Annotated in this window: 15 protein-coding genes; 5 read left to right on the top strand and 10 right to left on the bottom strand. The window is 72.6% G+C overall.

Annotated elements, in window-relative coordinates:
- Positions 1 to 3: 3 nt before the first annotated feature.
- Complete coding sequence (locus ACFXB5_RS10250) at positions 4 to 774, top strand: DUF4239 domain-containing protein (RefSeq protein ID WP_385204915.1); 771 nt, start codon at positions 4 to 6, stop codon at positions 772 to 774.
- Here the strand turns inward: ACFXB5_RS10250 and ACFXB5_RS10245 are convergent.
- Both ACFXB5_RS10245 and ACFXB5_RS10240 read right to left on the bottom strand, forming a co-directional pair.
- Entirely contained in the window at positions 737 to 2,029 is a 1,293-nt protein-coding gene (locus tag ACFXB5_RS10245) for a cytochrome P450 (RefSeq protein ID WP_385204913.1), read from the bottom strand. The two genes, ACFXB5_RS10250 and ACFXB5_RS10245, sit on opposite strands and share 38 nt — an antisense overlap.
- A gap of 207 nt (positions 2,030 to 2,236) precedes the next feature.
- A complete protein-coding gene (locus ACFXB5_RS10240; protein ID WP_020866300.1) occupies positions 2,237 to 3,088 on the bottom strand; it encodes a metallophosphoesterase in 852 nt (283 codons plus the stop codon).
- 106 nt (positions 3,089 to 3,194) lie between these two features.
- Between ACFXB5_RS10240 and ACFXB5_RS10235 the strand changes: the two genes are divergently transcribed.
- Positions 3,195 to 3,656, top strand: a complete 462-nt coding sequence (locus tag ACFXB5_RS10235; RefSeq protein ID WP_121825759.1) for a universal stress protein — start codon at positions 3,195 to 3,197, stop codon at positions 3,654 to 3,656.
- Positions 3,657 to 3,743: 87 nt separating this feature from the next.
- A complete protein-coding gene (locus ACFXB5_RS10230; protein WP_385204908.1) occupies positions 3,744 to 3,980 on the top strand; it encodes a dodecin in 237 nt (78 codons plus the stop codon).
- A gap of 7 nt (positions 3,981 to 3,987) precedes the next feature.
- Here ACFXB5_RS10230 and ACFXB5_RS10225 read toward each other — a convergent pair whose 3' ends face one another.
- The 6 genes from ACFXB5_RS10225 to ACFXB5_RS10200 all read right to left on the bottom strand — a co-directional run bounded on the left by ACFXB5_RS10225 (position 3,988) and on the right by ACFXB5_RS10200 (position 12,045).
- A complete protein-coding gene (locus tag ACFXB5_RS10225; protein WP_385204905.1) occupies positions 3,988 to 5,055 on the bottom strand; it encodes a phosphatidylinositol-specific phospholipase C domain-containing protein in 1,068 nt (355 codons plus the stop codon).
- Positions 5,056 to 5,325: 270 nt separating this feature from the next.
- Complete coding sequence (locus ACFXB5_RS10220) at positions 5,326 to 6,414, bottom strand: NAD-dependent epimerase/dehydratase family protein (protein WP_385204902.1); 1,089 nt, start codon at positions 6,412 to 6,414, stop codon at positions 5,326 to 5,328.
- Positions 6,415 to 6,509: 95 nt separating this feature from the next.
- The gene (locus ACFXB5_RS10215) at positions 6,510 to 8,345 is read right to left on the bottom strand and encodes a transketolase (RefSeq protein ID WP_385204899.1); all 1,836 of its coding nucleotides are present in this window, start codon (positions 8,343 to 8,345) and stop codon (positions 6,510 to 6,512) included.
- Positions 8,346 to 8,372: 27 nt separating this feature from the next.
- A complete protein-coding gene (locus ACFXB5_RS10210; protein ID WP_385204896.1) occupies positions 8,373 to 9,698 on the bottom strand; it encodes an NAD(P)/FAD-dependent oxidoreductase in 1,326 nt (441 codons plus the stop codon).
- 129 nt (positions 9,699 to 9,827) lie between these two features.
- Positions 9,828 to 11,039, bottom strand: coding sequence for an FAD-dependent monooxygenase (locus tag ACFXB5_RS10205; RefSeq protein WP_385204894.1), 1,212 nt, complete (start codon positions 11,037 to 11,039; stop codon positions 9,828 to 9,830).
- A 139-nt stretch (positions 11,040 to 11,178) separates the two neighbouring features.
- A complete protein-coding gene (locus tag ACFXB5_RS10200; protein ID WP_385204892.1) occupies positions 11,179 to 12,045 on the bottom strand; it encodes an Fpg/Nei family DNA glycosylase in 867 nt (288 codons plus the stop codon).
- A 157-nt stretch (positions 12,046 to 12,202) separates the two neighbouring features.
- Between ACFXB5_RS10200 and ACFXB5_RS10195 the strand changes: the two genes are divergently transcribed.
- Positions 12,203 to 14,977 (top strand): peroxidase family protein, encoded by a 2,775-nt coding sequence (locus ACFXB5_RS10195; protein ID WP_385204889.1) that lies wholly within the window; start codon positions 12,203 to 12,205, stop codon positions 14,975 to 14,977.
- Positions 14,978 to 15,081: 104 nt separating this feature from the next.
- A complete protein-coding gene (locus ACFXB5_RS10190; protein ID WP_385204886.1) occupies positions 15,082 to 16,134 on the top strand; it encodes a LacI family DNA-binding transcriptional regulator in 1,053 nt (350 codons plus the stop codon).
- Between the two features lie 68 nt (positions 16,135 to 16,202).
- On the opposite strand, the gene ccrA is transcribed toward ACFXB5_RS10190, so the two are convergent.
- Entirely contained in the window at positions 16,203 to 17,543 is a 1,341-nt protein-coding gene (gene ccrA / locus ACFXB5_RS10185) for a crotonyl-CoA carboxylase/reductase (protein ID WP_385204883.1), read from the bottom strand.
- Between the two features lie 114 nt (positions 17,544 to 17,657).
- Positions 17,658 to 18,821, bottom strand: coding sequence for an NDP-hexose 2,3-dehydratase family protein (locus tag ACFXB5_RS10180; protein WP_385204880.1), 1,164 nt, complete (start codon positions 18,819 to 18,821; stop codon positions 17,658 to 17,660).
- Positions 18,822 to 18,941: the final 120 nt, after the last annotated feature.

Raw genomic sequence — 18,941 nt, 5'->3', positions numbered from 1 at the left:
TCCATGCCCGAATGGCTGATTATGACCCTGGTGATGGCCGGGACCTGCGCGGTCGTGGTGACCGGGGCGGTCCTCAACTCCCGCAGACTCGGGGAGGAGGACGATCCGGACGAGACCCCCGATGTCCTCGACTACATGATCATGATGATCGGCGTGGTCTACGCGATCGTGCTGGGCCTGGCGATCGCCGGTGTCTGGGAGGCGCGCTCCGCCGCGCAGGACGGGGTCCGTACGGAAGCGCAGGCGCTGCACGAGGTGGCCGAGCGGGCGAGCGTCTACCCCGGCCCGGTGCGCGACCGCATCCGCGGCGACGTGGACGCCTATGTGGACCATGTGGTGCACACCGAGTGGAAGGTGATGATCGACAAGGACGAGCTCACCGACCGCGGCACCGAGCTGCTGACCACCCTGCGCCGCGATGTCACCCTCGCCGCCCCGCACAACGACCTCCAGTCGCAGGCGTACCAGCCGATGGTGGATCAGGTGGCCGCCGTGGACGACGCGCGTGGCGCCCGGCAGCAGAGCGCGGGGTCCACGATGCCCCCGCTGGTCTGGTTCGGCCTGATGCTCGGCGCGGCGCTGGTGATCGGGCTGGTCTTCACCCTGCAGATCCGCCGCTCGCCCCGGGAGCTGATGCTCGCGGTGATGTTCACCGCGCTCATCGTCTTCCTGCTCTTCCTGGTGTGGGACTTCGACGAGCCCTTCGGACGGTCGGTCGGCGACTCGACCACGGCCTTCACCGATCTGTTCCCCAGCGCACGGGGAGAGTCTTGAGGCCGTGTCGGAAGTTGGAGGTGAGCCGCACCGGCTCACCGGCCCGGCGCAGCCCCGGCAGCCGGTCCAGGGCGGCGCGCAGCATGGCCCGCATCTGGACCCGGGCCAGATGCGCCCCCAGGCAGACATGCGGTCCGAAGCCGAAGCTCAGATGGTCGTTGGGGGCGCGGGTGATGTCGAACCGGTCGGGGTCGGTGAAGACCGTCTCGTCGCGGTTGGCCGAGGCGTGGAAGACGACGACCTTCTCACCGCGCCGGATGAGCTGTCCGCCGAGCTCCACATCGCGGGTGGCGGTGCGCCGGAAGTCGATGACGGGCGGCCAGTAGCGCAGCATCTCCTCCACCGCGGAGCCGGTCAGCTCGGGCCGGTCGAGCAGCAGCCGCAGGCTCTCGGGGTGGTCGAGCAGGGTGAGCAGCCCGCCGGGGATGCCGTTGCGCAGCGTCTCGTTGCCCGCCACCGCGAAGAGGAAGAACATGTTCTCGAACTCGTCCCGGCTCAGCCCGCCCTCCCGCATCCGCGCCATCACACTGCCCGGCCGAGGCCGCTCGGCGAGTGCGTGGGCGTAGGCGAACATATCGGCCAGGGCCTCGCGGGAGCGCGGGTTCATCGGCCGGCCGTCGGGGCGGCGCGGCGCCGAGGACGGCCGGTGGGCGAGGGCGGCGCGCCCGATGGGGCTCAGCTCCTCGCGGGCCGCGGTGGACAACCCGGCGTAGTCGGCGTCCTGGTAGCCGATGACCCGGCCGGCCCAGTCGAACAGCAGCCGCCGGTCGCCCTCGGGGACGCCCATCACCTGGGCGAGGGTCCAGACCGGCAGATCGGCGGCGAGCTCCACGAAGTCGGCCTCGCCGCGCCCGGCCACGGAGTCCACGAGCGCCGCCGCGCGCTCCTCGATGACCGCCTCCAGCTCCCGTACGGCGCGCGGGGTGAAGGCCGCCGCGACGATGCGGCGGCTGCGGGAGTGGTCGGGCGGGTCCTGGTTGAGCATCATCGCCCGCACGAACTCCAGGTCGGCGGGCGTGTCGGGGTCGCGGATCTGGGTGGCCCCGAGGTGGGAGGAGAAGACCTCGGGGGTGCGCAGGACGTGTTTGACGTCGGCGTGCCGGAACACCGCCCAGAAGCCGGGGCCGGCCGGCCAGGCCCCGACCGCGGGCTCGTCGATCCGGCAGACGGGGCGGGTGGCCCGCAATTCGCCGAACAGGGCGTACGGGACACCGGCGGTGTAGGTCTCGGGGAGGAACGCCTCGACAGGGTTCACAGCCGAGACCGTACGGCGCCGCCCTCCGGGCCCGTCAAGACACCCTGCCCGTCAAGACACCCTGCCCGTCACGGGGCCCTGCCCGTCAGGACGCCCTGCGTCAGGAGGACGCCCCGCCCGTCACGAGGGGCTGCCCATCAGGACGCCCCGCTCGTCACGAGGCCCTGAGTCACCAGCCCCCCGAGCCCACCGGACATCGCGCGGCCCCTACGCCACCGGCACCGGGAGGATCCGGCGCAGCGGGTCCTCGGGCAGTCGGCCGTGGGCCTTCCACTCCCGGGGGTAGCCGACCGAGACCTCCTGGAACTTCACCCCGTCCTCCACCGTCGTCCGGGGGATGTGCAGATGGCCGTAGACGACCGTCTCGGCCCGGAACCGCACATGCCAGTCGGCGGTCAGCTCGGTGCCGCACCACAGCGCGAAGTCGGGGTAGCGCAGCACCCGGGTGGGCAGCCGGGTCATCGGCCAGTGGTTGATGAGCACGGTCCGCAGCTCCGGGTCGACGGCCGCCAGCCGCGCCTCGGTCTCGGCGACCCGGGCCCGGCACCACGCGTCGCGGGTGGGGTACGGGTCGGGGTGCAGGAAGTGCTCGTCGGTGCAGACCACCCCCGCCTCATGGGCGTGGGCCAGCGCGGCCTCCTTGGTGGCCAGGCCGTCGAGGCGGAAGGTGTAGTCGTAGAGCAGGAACAGCGGGGCGATGACCAGCGGCCCGCCGATGCCCTCCCAGAGCGGGTAGGGGTCCTCGGGCGTGACGATGCCCTTCGCCCGGCACATCTCCACCAGCGCCTCGTAGCGCGCCACCCCCCGGACTTCCAATGGGTCCTTGGGATGGGTCCACAGCTCGTGGTTCCCGGGTGACCAGATGACTTTGGCGAAGCGCTCGCTCAGCAGGCCGAGGACCTCCTCGATCTCGGAGAAGACCTCGCCGACGTCCCCCGCGACGATCAGCCAGTCGTCGTCGGAGCCTGGCCGCAGCCGCTCGACGATCGCCCGGTTCTCCGGATAGGCCACATGAAGGTCGCTGATGGCGAGGAGTTCGCCCCCGTGGGTGCCGCTCATTGTCTCTCCTGTCGTACGGTGGCGCTCATGACGCGGTCGCGGTGCGCGGGCACCGCGGGACGGGCCGGGTGATCACCGGACCGTCCCTGGCGCTAGCCTCGCAGATGTGGTGGACAAACTCCCTCCGTCTTTTGAACGGGGAACCGACGGACCGAAGGTCATCGTGGCCGGACTGGACGGGTCCGAATCCTCCTGGCGCGCCACGGCCTACGCCGCCGGGCTGGCCAGACGCCAGAAGGCGCTGCTGGTCGTGGTCTACATCCAGCCGGTGCTGGCCGCGGGGGCGGCACTCGGTGCCTCGGTGGCCGACACCACGGGTGAGGTGGCCGAGGAGCTGATGCGGGAGATGCGGGAGGCCACCGAGCGGCTGCGCGGGGTCTTCGAGGTGCGCTGGGAGTTCCACACCTTCCGGGGCGATCCGTACAACGGCCTGGCCCAGGCGGCCGATGAGCTGAAGGCCGACGCGGTGGTGGTGGGCGCGTCCGAGCAGGCCGGGCACCGCTTCGTCGGTTCGGTGGCCGTACGGCTGGTCAAGGCCGGGCGCTGGCCGGTCACCGTGGTGCCGTAGGGGCCGCACGACCGGCTCGCGGAGCCCGGCGCGGTGAGGCACCGTGGGAGGAGCGAACGGACCACCCCACGGACCGGGGAGACTGCGATGGCCCACACCTACCGGGTGACCGAGATCGTCGGCTCGTCCTCCGAGAGCGTCGACGACGCGATCCGCTCCGCCATCGGCCGTGCCTCGAAGACGCTGCGGAACCTCGATTGGTTCGAGGTCGGCCAAGTGCGCGGGCATATCGAGAACGGCCGGATCGCGCACTACCAGGTGGGGCTGAAGGTCGGATTCCGGCTCGAGGACCCCGACGCCGGATCCGGGGACCGGACCGGCTGACCCCGGCTCAGCCACGGGGCACGACGGTGGACAGCACGGACGGCAGCGGATACCAGTCGGTGGTCGCGAAGCTGGCGTGCCGCCCGGCGAGTTCGGACACCCGGTCCCGCGCCTGGGTCTCGGTGGGGTTGGTGCCGTCGATCGGGGGCGCCACGTTGTGCGCGTCCGTCATGATCAGCAGGTAGTGGCGGTCGTCGTACCAGGCGGTGTCGATACCGCTGGTGACATACGTGGAAGCGTCCCCGTCGAACAGCACGAACCACGGCCGGAGGGCGGCGTCGGTGTAGCGGGTGCGCGGGTCGCCGGAGGCGGCGCCGTGGACGGCGGGGAAGGCCGCGGCCTGACCGAGCTTCCCGGCGGCGGACAGGTCCCGCAGATGGGTGGCGTACTCACGGTCGGTCCACAGCGTGTCGAGGGGGTTGTTCTCCTCGACCGTGCCCGGTATCAGCTCGACGATGAACTTGCCCGCGAGCGCCGAGCGAGACGGCCAGCCGCCCGCCTGAACCGCCTCGTCGAGGGTGGCACGGCCGCCCACCACATCCGCCGGGCGCAGCACCGCGTCGCCCAGGGTGGCGCCGAGGAGGGCGTCGAGGTCGGCCGGGCCGCGGCCCTTCTTGCCGTTGAAACCGTCCTTCATCTCCACCTTGACGAGGATGGGACGGTGCCCCGGATGGGCCTGGTGCCAGGCCCGCATGTCGGCCAGGCAGCCGGCCAGGCTCTGGTCGCGGGGCTTGGTGCGCAGCTCGGCCGGGCCCGCGGCGTTCTCGCAGTTGTTGTCGTTGCCGAGCGGGTTGGAGTGCGAGACCCGCCAGCCGGCGCCGAAGGCGTTGGTCCACACATCGAGTTCCAGGAGCGAGGCTCCGGAGTCCAGCGCGTCGGCGAAATAGGGGTACTTGGCCTTCTCGTAGGCGTTGTGCACCCCCACCGAGGTGGTGGCGGAGTACGACGGATCGTCCGCGGTGGCGGGCCGGGCCTCGGCCGGTGCCGTCAGACACAGTGCGGCGGCCGCCGCGGCGGCCGCCACCGTTCCCGTGCGCCGGGCATGACCGCGCGCCGGAGTCCCCACCCTGCCCATGTGTCCCCACCCTCGTCGATGTCGCGACCAACTGGGCAGAAGCGTACGGGAGTCGCGTCATGGGTTACGAGCGGTCATGGGTCACAGCGGTACGGGCCCGGCGGCGTGCTGCCGCTGGGCCCGTCTCATGTGCCGCGTCTCACACGGCTGGGGTCGTTCAGGGGGCAGGACCCCACCCGTCAGGGTGCCGCCCCGTCAGGGCCTCACCCGTCAGGGCCTCACCCGTCAGGGCCTCACCCGTCAGGGCCTCACCCGTCAGGGCATTACCCGTCAGGGCCGCTCCCCCGCGCCGGTCGTCGCGGCCTCGCGCACTCGTCCGCCGGGCGGACCGGGGGCCAGTGGCGCGGTCTGGTCCATCCCGGTGCCGCGCCGCAGCCCGGTGAGGAACTCCTGGAGCGTCTCGACGGCGGTGTGCCGGGGCCGCCAGCCCAGTTCCTCCTGGGCGCGGGTGGTGTCCATCAGCGGGAGCCGCAGGGCGGCGTCGAACAGCTGGGGCGAGGGCGGCAGCAGATGCAGATGCCAGGCCGTGGCCATGGCCGAGCGGGCGGCGAAGCGCGGGATCCGCACCGTCCGCGCCTCCAGCAGACCGGCCAGCGTCTTTCCGTCTACCGGCGGTTCGGCCGCGAGGTTGAAGGCGCCGCGCACCTGGCGGCCGAGCGCCAGCCGGTACGCCTCGGCGGCGTCGTCGGTGTGCAGGACCTGGAGCCGCAGTCCGGGCAGGTCGAAGACGGCGGGCAGGAAGGTGGAGCTGACCAGCCGCCGGGGCAGGAACGGACCCATGAAGAGCCGGCGCTGCTCGGCCGCCGCCTCCTCCTTGAACAGGAAGCCGGGCCGCATCCGCACCACCCGGACCTGCGGATGTTCCCGTTCGAAGGCATCCAGTATCCGCTCCACATACGCCTTCTCACGGCAGTACGCGGCCTCCGGCCAGCCGTCGGTGGGCCAGGACTCGTCCACCGGGCGGCCGTCCTCGGGGCCGGGCGAGTAGGCGCCCACCGAGGAGGCGTACACCAGCACCGGCACCTCGGCCCGTGCCACCGCCTCGAAGACCCGCTTGCTGCCGAGGACATTGGTGTCCCAGGTGACGGCGGGCCGGTGGCTGGGCTGGATCAGCCAGGCGAGGTGGATGACCGCGTCGGCGCCCTCGAAGTGCCGTACGAGGCCGGCCTCCTCACCCGCGTCCCGCCCGATGTCCGCGCGTACCCAGGTGGTCTTCGGCGGCGACCAGCTGGGCACCCTGCGGGCGACGCCCACGATCGACTCGATGTCCGGGGCCTCGCCGAGCGCGCGGACGACGCTCGTACCGGCGTTGCCGGTGGCCCCGACCACCACCACGCGCATTCCGTGCTTCACACCCATGTCTCCGCTCCTTCCGGCAGCGTCGTGTCCTCGGCCATCCCCCAGTCTCAGCTCTGGATTCAGCCCTGCTTCCGGCCCCGGTTCCGGCCCTGGTCTCAGCCCTTGCCGATCAGCTGCCGCGCGGCCGTGACGATCGCCTCCGCGTCGATCCCCGCGTCGCTCAGCTGCTCGTCGGGGGTCGAGGAGGCCGGCATCATGCGCACCGCGAGCCGGATCATCCGGGGCACCGGACGGCCGTCGCCGAACGCCTCGAGCACCGCGTCGCCCAGTCCGCCCTCGGGGTGGTGGTCCTCCACGGTGACCAGCCGCCCCGTCACCTCGGCGGCGGTACGCAGCGTCTCGACGTCCACCGGCTTCAGCGAGTACAGGTCGATGACGCGGGCCGCGATGCCCTCCTGGGCGAGCCGGTCGGCCGCCTTGACAGCCTCGTGCAGGGTCACCCCGGCGCCGACCAGGGTGACCCGGTCGTCGTCACCGGCGCGCACCACCTTGGAGCCGCCGATGGGGAAGCTCTCGGTGGGCGGGTAGATGACCGGCGTTCCGCCGCGGGTGGTGCGCAGATAGCGGATGCCGGACCCCTCCGCCATGGCCGCGGTCAGCTGGGCGGTCTGGTTGGCGTCGCACGGGTAGAGCACCGTGCTGCCGTGCACCGCCCGCATGGCGGCCAGGTCCTCCAGGCCCATCTGCGAGGGCCCGTCCTCACCGATGGCCACCCCGGCGTGGGAGCCGATGAGGTTGAGGTCGGCGTCGCTGATGGAGGCCATCCGGATGAAGTCGTAGGCCCGGGTGAAGAAGGCCGCGAAGGTGGACACGTACGGGTTCCAGCCGCGGGTCTGCATGCCGACGGCGGCGGCCACCAGCTGCTGCTCCGCGATGAAGAACTCGAAGTACCGCTCGGGGTGCTCCTTGTGGAAGTACTCCAGTCGGGTGGAGTCGCCCACCTCGCCGTCGAGCGCCACCACATCGCCGCGGGCGGTGCCGACGGCGGCCACCGCCTCGCCGAACGCGTCACGGCTGGGCACCGAGTCGCCGGGGTTGTAGCGCGGCAGCGCCAGCGGGCCCTCGGACGCGGGCCGGGTGGGGGTCACCGAGGGCGGGCCGAGCACCGGTACGGCCATGTTGCGTACGCCGCCGAGCTCGGCGATGGCCTCGTCCGCGTTCTTCAGCGGCTTGCCGTGCATGCCCTCGCGGTTCTCCACCGAGGCCACGCCACGGCCCTTCATGGTGCGGGCGATGATGGCGGTGGGGCGGCCGACGGTGGACAGCGCCTCGGCGTAGGCGCGGTCGATGGCCTCGATGTCATGGCCGTCGATCTCGATGGTGTGCCAGTCGAAGGCGCGGATGCGCCGGGCGTAGGCGTCCAGGTCCCATTCGTGGCGGGTGGGCCCGCGCTGGCCGAGCCGGTTCACATCGATGATGGCGGTGAGGTTGTCCAGCCGCTCGTAGCCCGCGTGCTCGAACGCCTCCCACATCGACCCCTCGGCCATCTCGCTGTCGCCGCACAGCACCCAGACGCGGTAGGGCACATGGTCCAGCCGCTTGCCGCTCATCGCGGTGCCCACGCCGTACGGCAGTCCCTGCCCGAGCGATCCGGTGGCCACGTCCACCCACGGCAGCCGGGGGGTGGGGTGGCCCTCCAGCCTGCTGCCGCGCTTGCGGAAGGTGATGAACTCCTCGTCGCGAAGGGCCCCGGCCGCCTTGTACACCGAGTAGAGGAGCGGGGAGGCATGGCCCTTGGAGAAGATCAGGTGGTCATTGCCCGGGTGGTCGGGCTGCTCGAAGTCATAGCGCAGATGGTTTCCCATCAGGACGGCCATCAGGTCCGCCGCCGACATCGACGACGTGGGATGGCCGGACCCGGCGGCCGCGGCGGCACGCACCGAGTCCACACGGAGCTGCTGCCCGAGCTCGCTGAGCTGTTCGTGTCGCATTGTTCTCCTTCCAGGTTTCACCGGCGGTCAGCCGCCGCCCGCCCGCGCCCGCGCCGTCTGCGCGACCTCGGGCGACTCGGTGTCCAGCGGCACCGCCCAGGGCGGGACCACCCCGAGCTGTACCCCCTGGCGTGGCAGCACGGCGTCGAGCAGCCAGTCGGCGGCGACCCGGACCCGGTTCCCCGGCATCGCCATCAGGTGGTAGCCGCGGGTGACCGCGTTGGCGATCGGCCCGGACAACGGGATGTGCAGCGGGTTCGCGGCGGCCTGCACCCCGCCGAGGTCGACCGTGAACCCGAGGTCGTGGTGTTTGTACGGCTTGGCGGTGCCGCGCCCGAGGGACGCCAGGACGTTGTGGCCCGCGACCTTCCCCTGCCGCTGGGCGTGCTGCGCGGTCATCGGGGTGAACTGGCCCGGCCGGGTCAGATCGGGCACCGCGGCGGCGTCCCCGCAGGCCAGCACGTCGGGGTAGCCGGGCACGGCCAGATACTGGTCGACCCTCAGCCGGCCGCGTTCGGTCGCCAGCCCGAACTGCTCCACCAGCGGGTCGGGGCGCACCCCCACACACCAGAACAGCGACCGGGTGTCGACGAACTCGCCGTTGTCCAGCAGCACGCCCTCCGAGGTGGCCTCCTTGACCGTGGTGCCGGTGCGGACCTCGACACCCCGTTTGCGCAGCACCCGGTCGGCCGTGCGGGACAGCTTCTTGTCCAGCTCCGGGAGGACCCGGGGAGCGATGTCGAGCAGCAGCCAGCGGGGCCGCGGCGCGTCACGCAGCGAGGTGTTCTTCCGCGCGAGCGAGTCGGTGAAGAGCACCCCGTGGGCGGCCACCTCGGTGCCGGTGTAGCCGGCGCCGACCACCACGAAGGTGCGGCGGGCCGCCCGCTCCCGGGGGTCGGCGGCGGTGCCGGACATCTCTATCTGCCGGGTGACGTGGTCGCGCAGGTAGAGCGCCTCGGGCATGCCGCGGAAGCCGTGGGCGTGCTCGGCCACACCGGGGATCGGCAGCAGTTTGTTGACGCTGCCCACGGAGAGCACGAGCCGGTCGTAGTCCATCTCGCCGGACCGTCCGTCCGGGTCCTGCCAGGAGATCCGGCGGGCGTCCAGGTCGACGCCGTGGACCTCGCCCAGCACCAGCCGGACATGCGGCAGGGTGCCGGTGAGGGAGACCGAGACACGCCGGGGTTCCAGGACCCCGGCCGCCACTTCGGGCAGCAGGGGCAGATACAGGAAGTAGTCGTTGGGATTGATCAGGACGATGTCCGCCGCACCGCGCAGGGTGCGGGAGAGCGTACGGGCGGCCTGATAACCGGCGAATCCGGCACCGACGATCACTATGCGTACTGGGCTCACACGAATCTCCCGGGCATACGGGGCCAGGGAGCTCCAAGTGCCCGTGAGAGTCCGGACCAAACGTGGGGCCCGGTCGGCCCCGCCCCCGGGGCCGTGCTCCGGGGGCGGTTCCCGGACGCGGCGGGTACGTCAGCGGCGCCGGCGGGCCGTCTGCGCGTCGATCCGCTCGTCCCAGTCGATGCGGTAGCCGGTCAGCCAGTCCGAGGAGCCGTTGCCCGCCCGGTCCAGCTTGCGCGGCATGGTGACATCGCGCAGGGCACGCGCCACGGGCCCCTGCGCCGTGCGGCGGGCCATGCCCGCGCTGGCCGCGGCGACCTTCTCGACCCGCTCCCGGCGCAGCGCCTCGTACGCGGCGAAGGCCGACTGGGGCGTGCGCAGATCGCGCAGGCATTTGGCGAGCACGACCCCGTCCTCGATGGCCATCGAGGCGCCCTGTGCGGCGTTGGGCGCGCAGGCGTGCGCGGCGTCGCCGACGATGACCATGGCCTCCTCGGACCAGGTGGGGGTGGAGATGATGTCGTAGGCGGCGGTGGCCACGATGGTGTCGCCGGTGGCGCGCACCAGGTCGGCGGCGGGGGTGTTGTCCTCGGCGAAGAGCGTCAGCAGCCGCTCCCGCCACTGCTCGGAGGTGACGGCGGCGAGCTCGGCCTTGGACATCTCCTCGGCCGGGGCGTTGCAGAACCACCAGACCTCGCCGTCCGGGGCGGTGGTGCAGCCGAAGAACGCCTGCTTGCCGAAGATCATCGTGTAGGTGTCGGGGGCCGGGGGCGAGTCGGCGTCGCGGATGTAGCCGCAGACGGTGTGCTGTCCGGTGTAGCGGGGCCGGGGCGCGGCCGCGTCGATGGACCAGCGGACGAGCGAGTGGATGCCGTCGGCGCCGATCAGCACATCGCCCACGGCGCGGCCGCCGTCGGCGAAGGAGCCGACGATCCGGCCATCGGGGCTGGTGTGGGCGGCGAGCAGCCGCTTACCGTGCTCGACGCGCACTCCGCGGCGCACCGCCTCCTCGCGCAGCACCCGGGCGAGGGTGGCGCGTTTGAGTGTCACGGAGCCGAGGCCACCGTCCTGCGATCCGGACATGGGGCGGTTGCCGAGCCGCTTGCCGGTGTTGCTGATGAAGTCGACGCGGCCGACCGGGAAGGAGTTCTTCAGCACGGGTTCATGGGCGTCGATGGTGCGCAGTGCCTCCAGGCCGTTGGCGGCGACGACGAGGAACGCACCGGCGTCTGTGGCGTCCGTGGCGTACGTCTCGTAGACGACCGCGTCGATGCCGGCCTTCCGCAGGGCCATCGCGGTCACCGTGCCGGCGATGCCGCCACCGATGATCAGGGCTGTGGTCATGGTGCTCCGTGACGTGGCGTGGGGTGTCGTGTCGTGGGATTGCGACAGCACCATATGGCGGCCCGGAGCCCCCCGGGTCAAGAGCGGGACTTCAACTAACGGGCACCGGGCGGCATTTGGGGCGGAACTCGGCAGTCCGCTACTTGAGCAGCCGGGACAGCCGCCGGTCCGCGAGCGGCTTGCCGCCGGTCTGGCAGGTGGGGCAGTACTGCAGCGAGGAGTCGCGGAAGGACACCTCGCGGACGGTGTCCCCGCACACCGGGCACGGCTGCCCGGCGCGGCCGTGCACCCGCATACCGCCGCGCTTCTCCCCCTTGAGGTCGGTGGCGGCCAGGCCGCTGGAGCGCTCGACGGCGGAGCGCAGCGTGGCGCCCATCGCCTCGTACACCCCGGCGATCTCCGCTTCGGTGAGGTCCGAGGCGAGCCGGTAGGGCGACATCCGGGCGGCGTGCAGGATCTCGTCGGAGTAGGCGTTGCCGATCCCGGCGATGACGCTCTGGTCGCGCAGCACCCCCTTGATCCGGTGGCGTACGCCGCGCAGCAGCCCGGCGAACGCCTCCAGGGTGAAGGAGTCGTCCAGCGGGTCCGGGCCCAGCCGGGCGATCCCGGGGACCTCCTGGGGGTCACCGACCACGTACACCGCGAGCCCCTTGCGCGTCCCGGCCTCGGTGAGGTCGAAGCCGGAGCGCTCCGGCCCGGCCAGGAGCAGCCGCAGCGCGAGCGGGCCCTTGCCGGGCCGGGGCGGGGCCTCGGGGAGTCCGTCCCGCCAGCGCAGCCAGCCCGCCTTGGCAAGGTGGACCACCAGATGGGGGCCGTCGGTGGCCAGGGCGAGAAACTTGCCGTGGCGGGCCGCGGCCGTGACGGTGCGGCCCTCGAGCGCGCTCAGCGGCGGGTCGTAGGTCTTCAGGACGCTCACCGCCACGGGGAGGACGCGGGCGATCTCCCGGCCGGCGGCGCGCTCGGCCAGGATCGCGCTGAGGGCCTCCACCTCGGGCAGCTCCGGCATGCCACCAGTGTGCCGCAGGCCGGAGCGGAACCATCCGCGGCGAGCCGGGTGACCCATTCCCCCCGGTGCACCGCTCCGGGCTGCGGCCTCGCGCACCCTCCCTTAGCGTCTCATTTGTTCCCTATCGTCCCTGCCTGCCCCGTACGGAGCGTTCCCCATGGTCGACACCGGACAGCAGTCCGTACGCAGCGAGGTGGCACGCGGCGGTGAGGCACGCCTGGGCGAGGCGGCACGGCACGACGTGGCACGGCACGAGGTGGCGGGCGGGACGGGGGGTGCGGCGTACGAGGGCTATGAGGCGTACGAGGGCGGCAGCCCCGAGGCCGAGTGGCTGCGCTTCCAGAAGCTGACGCACGAGCTGATGCGGATGCAGCGGTACTCCGACGGCACCGACGGCTCGGGCGCCCCGCGACCGCTGCGCGCCTTCCGCGGCAAGGCGGCGCTGGGCGTGGAGAACGCCCGGCTGCGGTTCCGTGACGACCTTCCGCCGGAGCTGTGCGTGGGGTACGCCCGGCCGGGTGCCGAGTACCCGGCCGTGGTGCGGCTGTCCAGCGCGAGCGGCTCCGAGGGGTACGGCGCCACGCCCGATCTGCGCCGGCTGGCGGTGCGGGTCCAGGCCGGTCCGGAGGAGACCCACGATCTGCAGGCCACCAGCTTCCCGGTGTCCCACGCCGCCGACGCGCACGAGTTCGTGGCCTTCGCCAAGGCCACGGCGGGCGCGGGGAGCACGGTGGAGAAGGCGTTCGGGCTCTTCGTCCGGCTGCCGCTGGCGGTCGGCTGGGCCACCGCCGACCGGATGCGCCGCAACCTGCGGATCGCCACCCGCCATACGGTGGGCTCGCTGGCCCGCGAGACCTTCTGGAGCCGGGGCGCGATCCTGTGGGGCCCGGCCGGTCCGGTGCGCTACCAGCTGCGTCCGGCGCCCGGCGGCACCCCCGCTCCCCCGCCCGACGGCGGCGACCCCGACTATCTCCACCGTGAGCTGGCGATGCGGCTGTCCACCGCCGACATCGCCTTCGAGCTGTGTGTGCAGCGCTATCTGGACGACCGCCGCACCCCCGTCGAGGACGGCTCGGTGGAGTGGCGGGAGAGCGACACGCCGGTCGTCCCGGTCGCGGTGCTCACCGTGCCGTGCCAGGACCTGGACAGCGCCCGGGCCCGGTCGGCGGCCCGCCGGGTCGAGCAGCTGGCGTTCAACCCCTGGCACACCACCGAGGAGTTCCGTCCGCTCGGCAATCTCAACCGGGCCCGCAAGGCCGCGTACGAGGCCGCCGCGGCGCACCGGCTCGGCCTGCGACCCCCCGCCGCCGAGCCGCGGCCCACCGCGCTGCTGCCCGTCCCGGTGCGCGCCGCCTTCGACCTGCCGGTGCGGGCGGCCTGCGACCTGGTCGACCGCTGTGTGCCCTGGCATCGGCTGCCGGCCCCGCTGGGGCTGCTCAACCCGGCCGCGCTGGGCCGGACGCTGCGCCGGCTCGGCCTCGTCGAGGGGAACGACGCACCCGGGGCGCCGCGGCGCCCCGCCGCGGCCGGGGAGAGACCCCGGGCGGCGCGCTCGTACGACGGCCCGGCGGGCGCCCCCGCCGTGGCGCGGAGGAACGTGGCCGGGGCCGCCTCCGGCCGTGGTCTCGCACCGCTCCACCGGCCCGATCTGATCCATGTGCCCCACCCCGCCACCGTCGCCGGACAGCTGCTGCACCGGGAGCGCTTCCGGCCCGCCACCTCGCTCAATGTCCTGGCGGCCACCTGGCTCCACCTCCAGTCCCCCGACTGGGTGGACGGCGCCTGCCACCGGTGGGACGGCCCGCGGATGTACGGCGGCGGGCCGCGGCTGGAGGACGGCCATCTGCCGCTGGGCCCGGGCGGGGTGCCACCGCTCGGCGCGACCGGCGGCTGGTGGCTGGGGCTCAGCGCGATGCACACGCTCTTCGCCCGTGAGCACGACGCGGTCCGCGAGGCGCTGCGCCGCACCCATCCCTCGATGAGCGAGGAGTCGGCGCACCACACGGCCCGGCTGGTGGTCTCCGCGCTCATCGCCAAGATCCATACGGTGGAGTGGATCCCGGCGATCCTCGCCACCGAGATGAGCGACCTCGGCTCGAGGGCCAACTGGCAGGGCCCGCCCGCCCATTGGCTGTCCCGGCTCGGCCGGTGGCTGGTCGAGGCGGGTGCGTCGGCGGGCCTCCCCCGTGGCGTACCGGACCACCCCGAGATGCCGTCCGCCCTTGCCGAGCAGTTCATGGCCGTCTACCGGACGCATCCGCTGCTCCCGGACGACGTCGAGCTGTGCGACCACCGCCTCGGGCGGCGGACCCGGGCGCTCGGGTTCGACGAGGTGCGGGGCCCGGCGGCCGAGGCGGTGCTGCGCAAGACGGGGCTCGGCGACACCCTGTATTCCTTCGGCATCGCCCATCCGGGCGCGATCACCCTCAACAACTACCCGTGCGCACTGCGGCGTTTCGAACGGGACGGCGAGATCGTCGATCTGCCGGTGGTGGATCTGGCGCGGGCCCGGCGGCGGGGCGTACCCCGGTATAACGACTTCCGGGCCCGGCTGGGCACTCCCCGGATCCGCTCCTTCGAGGAGCTGTCCCCCGAACCGGACACGGTCGCGCGGCTCGAAGCGGTCTATGGCTCGGTCCACCAGATCGACACCGCGGTGGGGCTGTACGCGGAGAACCCGCCCGAGGGGTTCGGCTTCAGCGAGTCGGCGTTCCGTGTGCTGCTGCTCATGGCCACCCGGCGGATCCAGAACGACCGCCTCCTGACCGTGGACTTCCGGCGCGAGGTGTATACGCGGCTGGGGCTGGCCTGGGTGGCGAAGTCCAGCATGGCCTCGGTGATCCTGCGGCACTGCCCGGAGCTGGCCGGGGTGCTGCCGCGCGGGGCGAGCCCGTTCGCGCCCTGGCGGCCGGTGGCGCCGTCCCAGTCCTGACCGCCGCACCCGAGCTCTCCGAGCGGACCGCACCCGACTGGACCGGTTTACCGACGCGCCATCGTGTGGCGGTCCACAGGGGACGGACGGCGGGGAGCGGTGGCATGGGCGGCGAGGCCGGGACGGAGCCGCCGCGGCGCGTCACCATCCGGGATGTGGCGGCACGGGCCGGGGTGTCCAAGGGAGCGGTCTCGCTCGTCTTCAACGACCGGCCCGGGGTCTCCCGGGCCACCCGGGACCGCATCTTCGCCGCCGCCCGGGAACTCGGCTGGTCACCCCATCTCTCCGCCCGGTCGCTGTCCAACTCCCGGGTGGACACGGTCGGTCTGGCCATCGCCCGCCCGGCCCGGACGCTGGGCCTCGAACCGTGGTCCATGGAGTTCGTCTCCGGCATCGAGAGCGTGCTGGTCGAGCGGTCCTGCTCGCTGCTGCTGCGGCTGGTCCGGGATGTGCGCGAGGAGATCGCGGTCCAGGAGGCGTGGTGGCGGGGGCGGCAGATCGGCGGGTCCATCCTGGTCGATCTGCGGGACGGAGACCCCCGCGTCCCCGCGCTGCGGCAGCTCGGCCTGCCCGCCGTGGTGGCCGGGCACCCCTCGCTCGCGGACGGGTTCACCTCGGTGTGGACGGACGACGCCACGGCCGTCATTGAGGCGGTGCGCTATCTGGTGGCGCTGGGCCACCGCCGGATCGCCCGGGTGGGCGGCGCCCCCGGGCTCGGGCACACCACGATCCGCGAGGCCGCCTTCGGGGCCGCCGTACGGGAGGCGGGGCTGGGCGAAGGCCGCACGATGGCCACGGACTTCTCGGGCGAGGAGGGGGCACGGGCCACCCGCGCCCTGCTGGCCTCGGCGGACCGGCCCACGGCGATCCTGTACGACAACGACATCATGGCGGTGGCGGGGCTTTCGGTGGCCGCCGAGATGGGGCTGTCGGTGCCGGCCGATGTCTCGCTGCTGGCCTGGGACGACTCACAGCTGTGCCAGCTGACGCACCCCACGCTCTCGGCGATGAGCCACGATGTCTTCGGCTACGGGGCACAGGTGGCGCACCGCCTCTTCGAGGTCCTGGACCAGACGGCTCCGCGCGCCCATCAGGCCCCCACCCCGGCGCTCACTCCCCGGGGCAGCACGGCTCCGCCGCGCCGGCGCGAGCCGTGACGCCCGTTGGCCACGGCCCTGAACCGCGACTGGTGAACCACGCCCGCGTACCGCCCCGTTGAACCGGTTCAGTCCTGCCGGAAGCGGTTGATGGCCGGGAGATGGCGCTCGCGCAGCTCCGGGTCGCGTATCCCCAGCCCCGCCTCCGGGGCCAGGCACAGCACGCCGACCTTTCCGGAGTGGCGGTTGCGGTGGACGTCCTGGGTGGCCGTGCCGACCGCCTCGAGCGGATAGACCTTGGAGAGCGTGGGGTGCACCATCCCCTTCTCGATCAGCCGGTTGGCCGCCCATGCCTCCCGGTAGTTGGCGAAGTGGGTGCCGATGATGCGCTTGAGCGCCATCCACAGATAGCGGTTGTCGTACTCGTGGCGGTAGCCGGACGTCGAGGCGCAGGTGACGATCGTTCCGCCGCGCCGCGCCACGAACACACTGGCGCCGAAGGTCTCCCGGCCGGGGTGCTCCACGACGATGTCCGGGTCGTCGCCGCCGGTGAGTTCGCGGATCCGGGACCCGAAGCGCTTCCACTCCTTGGGGTCGGGCGTGGTCGCGTCCTTCCAGAAGCGATAGCCCTCCTCGGCCCGGTCGATGACCAGCTCGGCCCCCATGGAGCGGACGAGTTCGGCCTTGCGCCGCCCGGAGACCACGCACACCGGGATCGCCCCGCCGTTGACGGCCAGCTGGGTCGCGTACGAGCCGAGGCCACCGGCCGCGCCCCAGATGAGGGTCACATCGCCCTGTTTCATCTGGGCGCCGTTGCGGGAGACGAGCTGCCGGTACGCGGTGGAGTTGACCAGGCCGGAGGACGCGGCCTCCTCCCAGGTGAGGTGGGCGGGCATCGGCATCAGCTGATTGGCCTTGACCAGCGAGAGCTCGGCGAGCCCGCCGTAGTTGGTCTCGAAGCCCCAGATGCGCTGCTCGGGGTCGAGCATGGAGTCGTCATGGCCGTCCGGTGAGCGCAGTTCGATGGACAGGCAGTGGGCCACCACCCGGTCGCCCGGCTTCCAGTGGCGCACCCCGGGCCCGGTGCGCAGCACGACACCGGCGAGGTCGGAGCCGAGCACGTGGTAGGGCCGGTCGTGGCGGGCCGCTCCGGGGTCGTCGGTGCGTGCGTAGCGCTCCAGGAAGCCGAAGGTCGGCAGCGGCTCGAAGATGGCGCTCCAGACGGTGTTGTAGTTGATCGCGCTGGCCATGACCGCGATCACCGCCTCGCCCGGCCCCGGTTCGGGTGTGGGCACCTCGCGGATGTGGAGCGACTTCTGGGGGTCCTTGTCCTTGGTGGCCATGCCCTCGAACATCTCGGATTCCTCTTTGAGGATCACCGCGCCCCGATAGGACTCGGGAAGGTCCAAGGCGGCGAAGTCCGCGGCCGCCGCATCCTCTGCCAGCGCGGCGCTGATGATGTCCTGCATGACATGTCCTCCGATGTACCGCTCCGGGCACTCTGTGTCCCGGAGGCTATGGCAGCGGCCACGATCCGAATAACCCCCTAGCTCCGCCCGGGTGGCGCCCCCTAGGCGCCCCCCCTATACGGCCAGGGAGTGCAGACAGGCGATGAGCGTGCGGGCCTCGACGTTGACGTAATGGCTGTGGCGGATCAGGTCGAGCAGCTGACGCACGGCCATCCAGCGGTAGTGCGGCGGCTCCTGGGGGACGGCGCTCATCTCCGTCTCCACGATCAGATAGCGGTTGAAGGCGTGGAAGAAGCGGCCGCCCTCCTCGGAGAGCACGGTGTCGAACCGCACCCGTTCGGCCGGCGCCTCCACCACCTCCCTGAGGAACGGCGGGGTGGCCCCCTCGGGCAGATGGGTGTAGTTGCGCGGGGTGCACTGCACGGTGGGGGCCAGCTCCACCACGTCCGTGTAGCCGGGTTCGGCGCGGGCCTGCACCAGCACATGCGGCACCCTGTCGGCGTGGGCCAGCAGAAAGGCCGCCACGCCCGGTCCATGGGGCTCGATCATGGGCTGGGTCCAGCCGCCGACCTCGCGGCCGCCCGCCGTCACGTCCACGGCCATCACGCTGAAGAAGCGCCCGCTCTCATGGGAGATGCGGTGGGCGCCGCGGTGCCAGCCGGTGGTCTTCCGCAGCGGTATCCGCTCGGTGAACACCTCTCGCTCGGTGCGCAGTCCGGTGATCCAGCTGAGGATGTCGGCGTCGCGGTGGAGCGTGTACCGCCCCCGCCGTTCCGGCTCCGCGGCCCGGTGTGGTCCGATGGCCGGGAAGGGCTCCTCGGGGTCCAGCGGGGAGTGCGGCAGACAGGCCAGGACGCTGCGGGCGTCCATGTTCACCAGGTCCTCCACGGCCAGCAGATGGTGCAGCTGGCCCAGCGTCAGCCAGCGGAAGCCGTCGCGCATCTCGACGTCCTCGTCCGGCGCGACCTCGACCAGAATGTTACGGTTGCGCTTGCGGAAGAACCAGCTGCCCTGCTCCGACTGGCGGACGTCGGCGAGCACCCGGTGCCGCTCCGTCCGCTGGAAGTACTCCACATACGGCACCGCCCGGCCCTTGTGCACCCGGGTGTAGTTGCTGCGGGTGGCCTGGACGGTGGGCGACAGCTGGAGCCCGCCGTGGTTGCCCGGCTCCATCTTGGCCTGCATCAGGAAGTGCGGTACGCCGTCGAAGTCCTTGACCAGGATGCCCAGGATGCCGATCTCCGGCTGGTGGAGGATCGGCTGGTTCCACTCCGCCACCGGCGCCCCCGGGGCGCCCCCCCCCGCGCCCCCCCCCCCGAAAAAAAACCCCCGCGGCATGAAGCGGGTGTGGGTGTGGGGGGCGGACGACCCCCCCCCCCACCCCCCCCCACGCAGGGG

The organism is Streptomyces sp. NPDC059455 (assembly GCF_042750115.1).
In the GTDB taxonomy this organism is placed as follows: Bacteria; Actinomycetota; Actinomycetes; order Streptomycetales; family Streptomycetaceae; genus Streptomyces; species Streptomyces endocoffeicus.
Note: the sequence above shows the minus strand (reverse complement) of the source record. Positions and strands in the feature narration are given on the sequence as shown.

Excerpts from the sequence above, each read along its gene's own strand:
- ACFXB5_RS10250 (WP_385204915.1), top strand. The coding sequence starts at position 4 with ATGCCCGAATGGCTGATTATGACCCTGGTGATGGCCGGGACCTGCGCG.
- ACFXB5_RS10240 (WP_020866300.1), bottom strand. The coding sequence starts at position 3,088 with ATGAGCGGCACCCACGGGGGCGAACTCCTCGCCATCAGCGACCTTCAT.
- ACFXB5_RS10230 (WP_385204908.1), top strand. The coding sequence starts at position 3,744 with ATGGCCCACACCTACCGGGTGACCGAGATCGTCGGCTCGTCCTCCGAG.
- ACFXB5_RS10225 (WP_385204905.1), bottom strand. The coding sequence starts at position 5,055 with ATGGGCAGGGTGGGGACTCCGGCGCGCGGTCATGCCCGGCGCACGGGA.
- ACFXB5_RS10220 (WP_385204902.1), bottom strand. The coding sequence starts at position 6,414 with ATGGGTGTGAAGCACGGAATGCGCGTGGTGGTGGTCGGGGCCACCGGC.
- ACFXB5_RS10215 (WP_385204899.1), bottom strand. The coding sequence starts at position 8,345 with ATGCGACACGAACAGCTCAGCGAGCTCGGGCAGCAGCTCCGTGTGGAC.
- ACFXB5_RS10205 (WP_385204894.1), bottom strand. The coding sequence starts at position 11,039 with ATGACCACAGCCCTGATCATCGGTGGCGGCATCGCCGGCACGGTGACC.
- ACFXB5_RS10200 (WP_385204892.1), bottom strand. The coding sequence starts at position 12,045 with ATGCCGGAGCTGCCCGAGGTGGAGGCCCTCAGCGCGATCCTGGCCGAG.
- ACFXB5_RS10195 (WP_385204889.1), top strand. The coding sequence starts at position 12,203 with ATGGTCGACACCGGACAGCAGTCCGTACGCAGCGAGGTGGCACGCGGC.
- ACFXB5_RS10190 (WP_385204886.1), top strand. The coding sequence starts at position 15,082 with ATGGGCGGCGAGGCCGGGACGGAGCCGCCGCGGCGCGTCACCATCCGG.
- ccrA (WP_385204883.1), bottom strand. The coding sequence starts at position 17,543 with ATGCAGGACATCATCAGCGCCGCGCTGGCAGAGGATGCGGCGGCCGCG.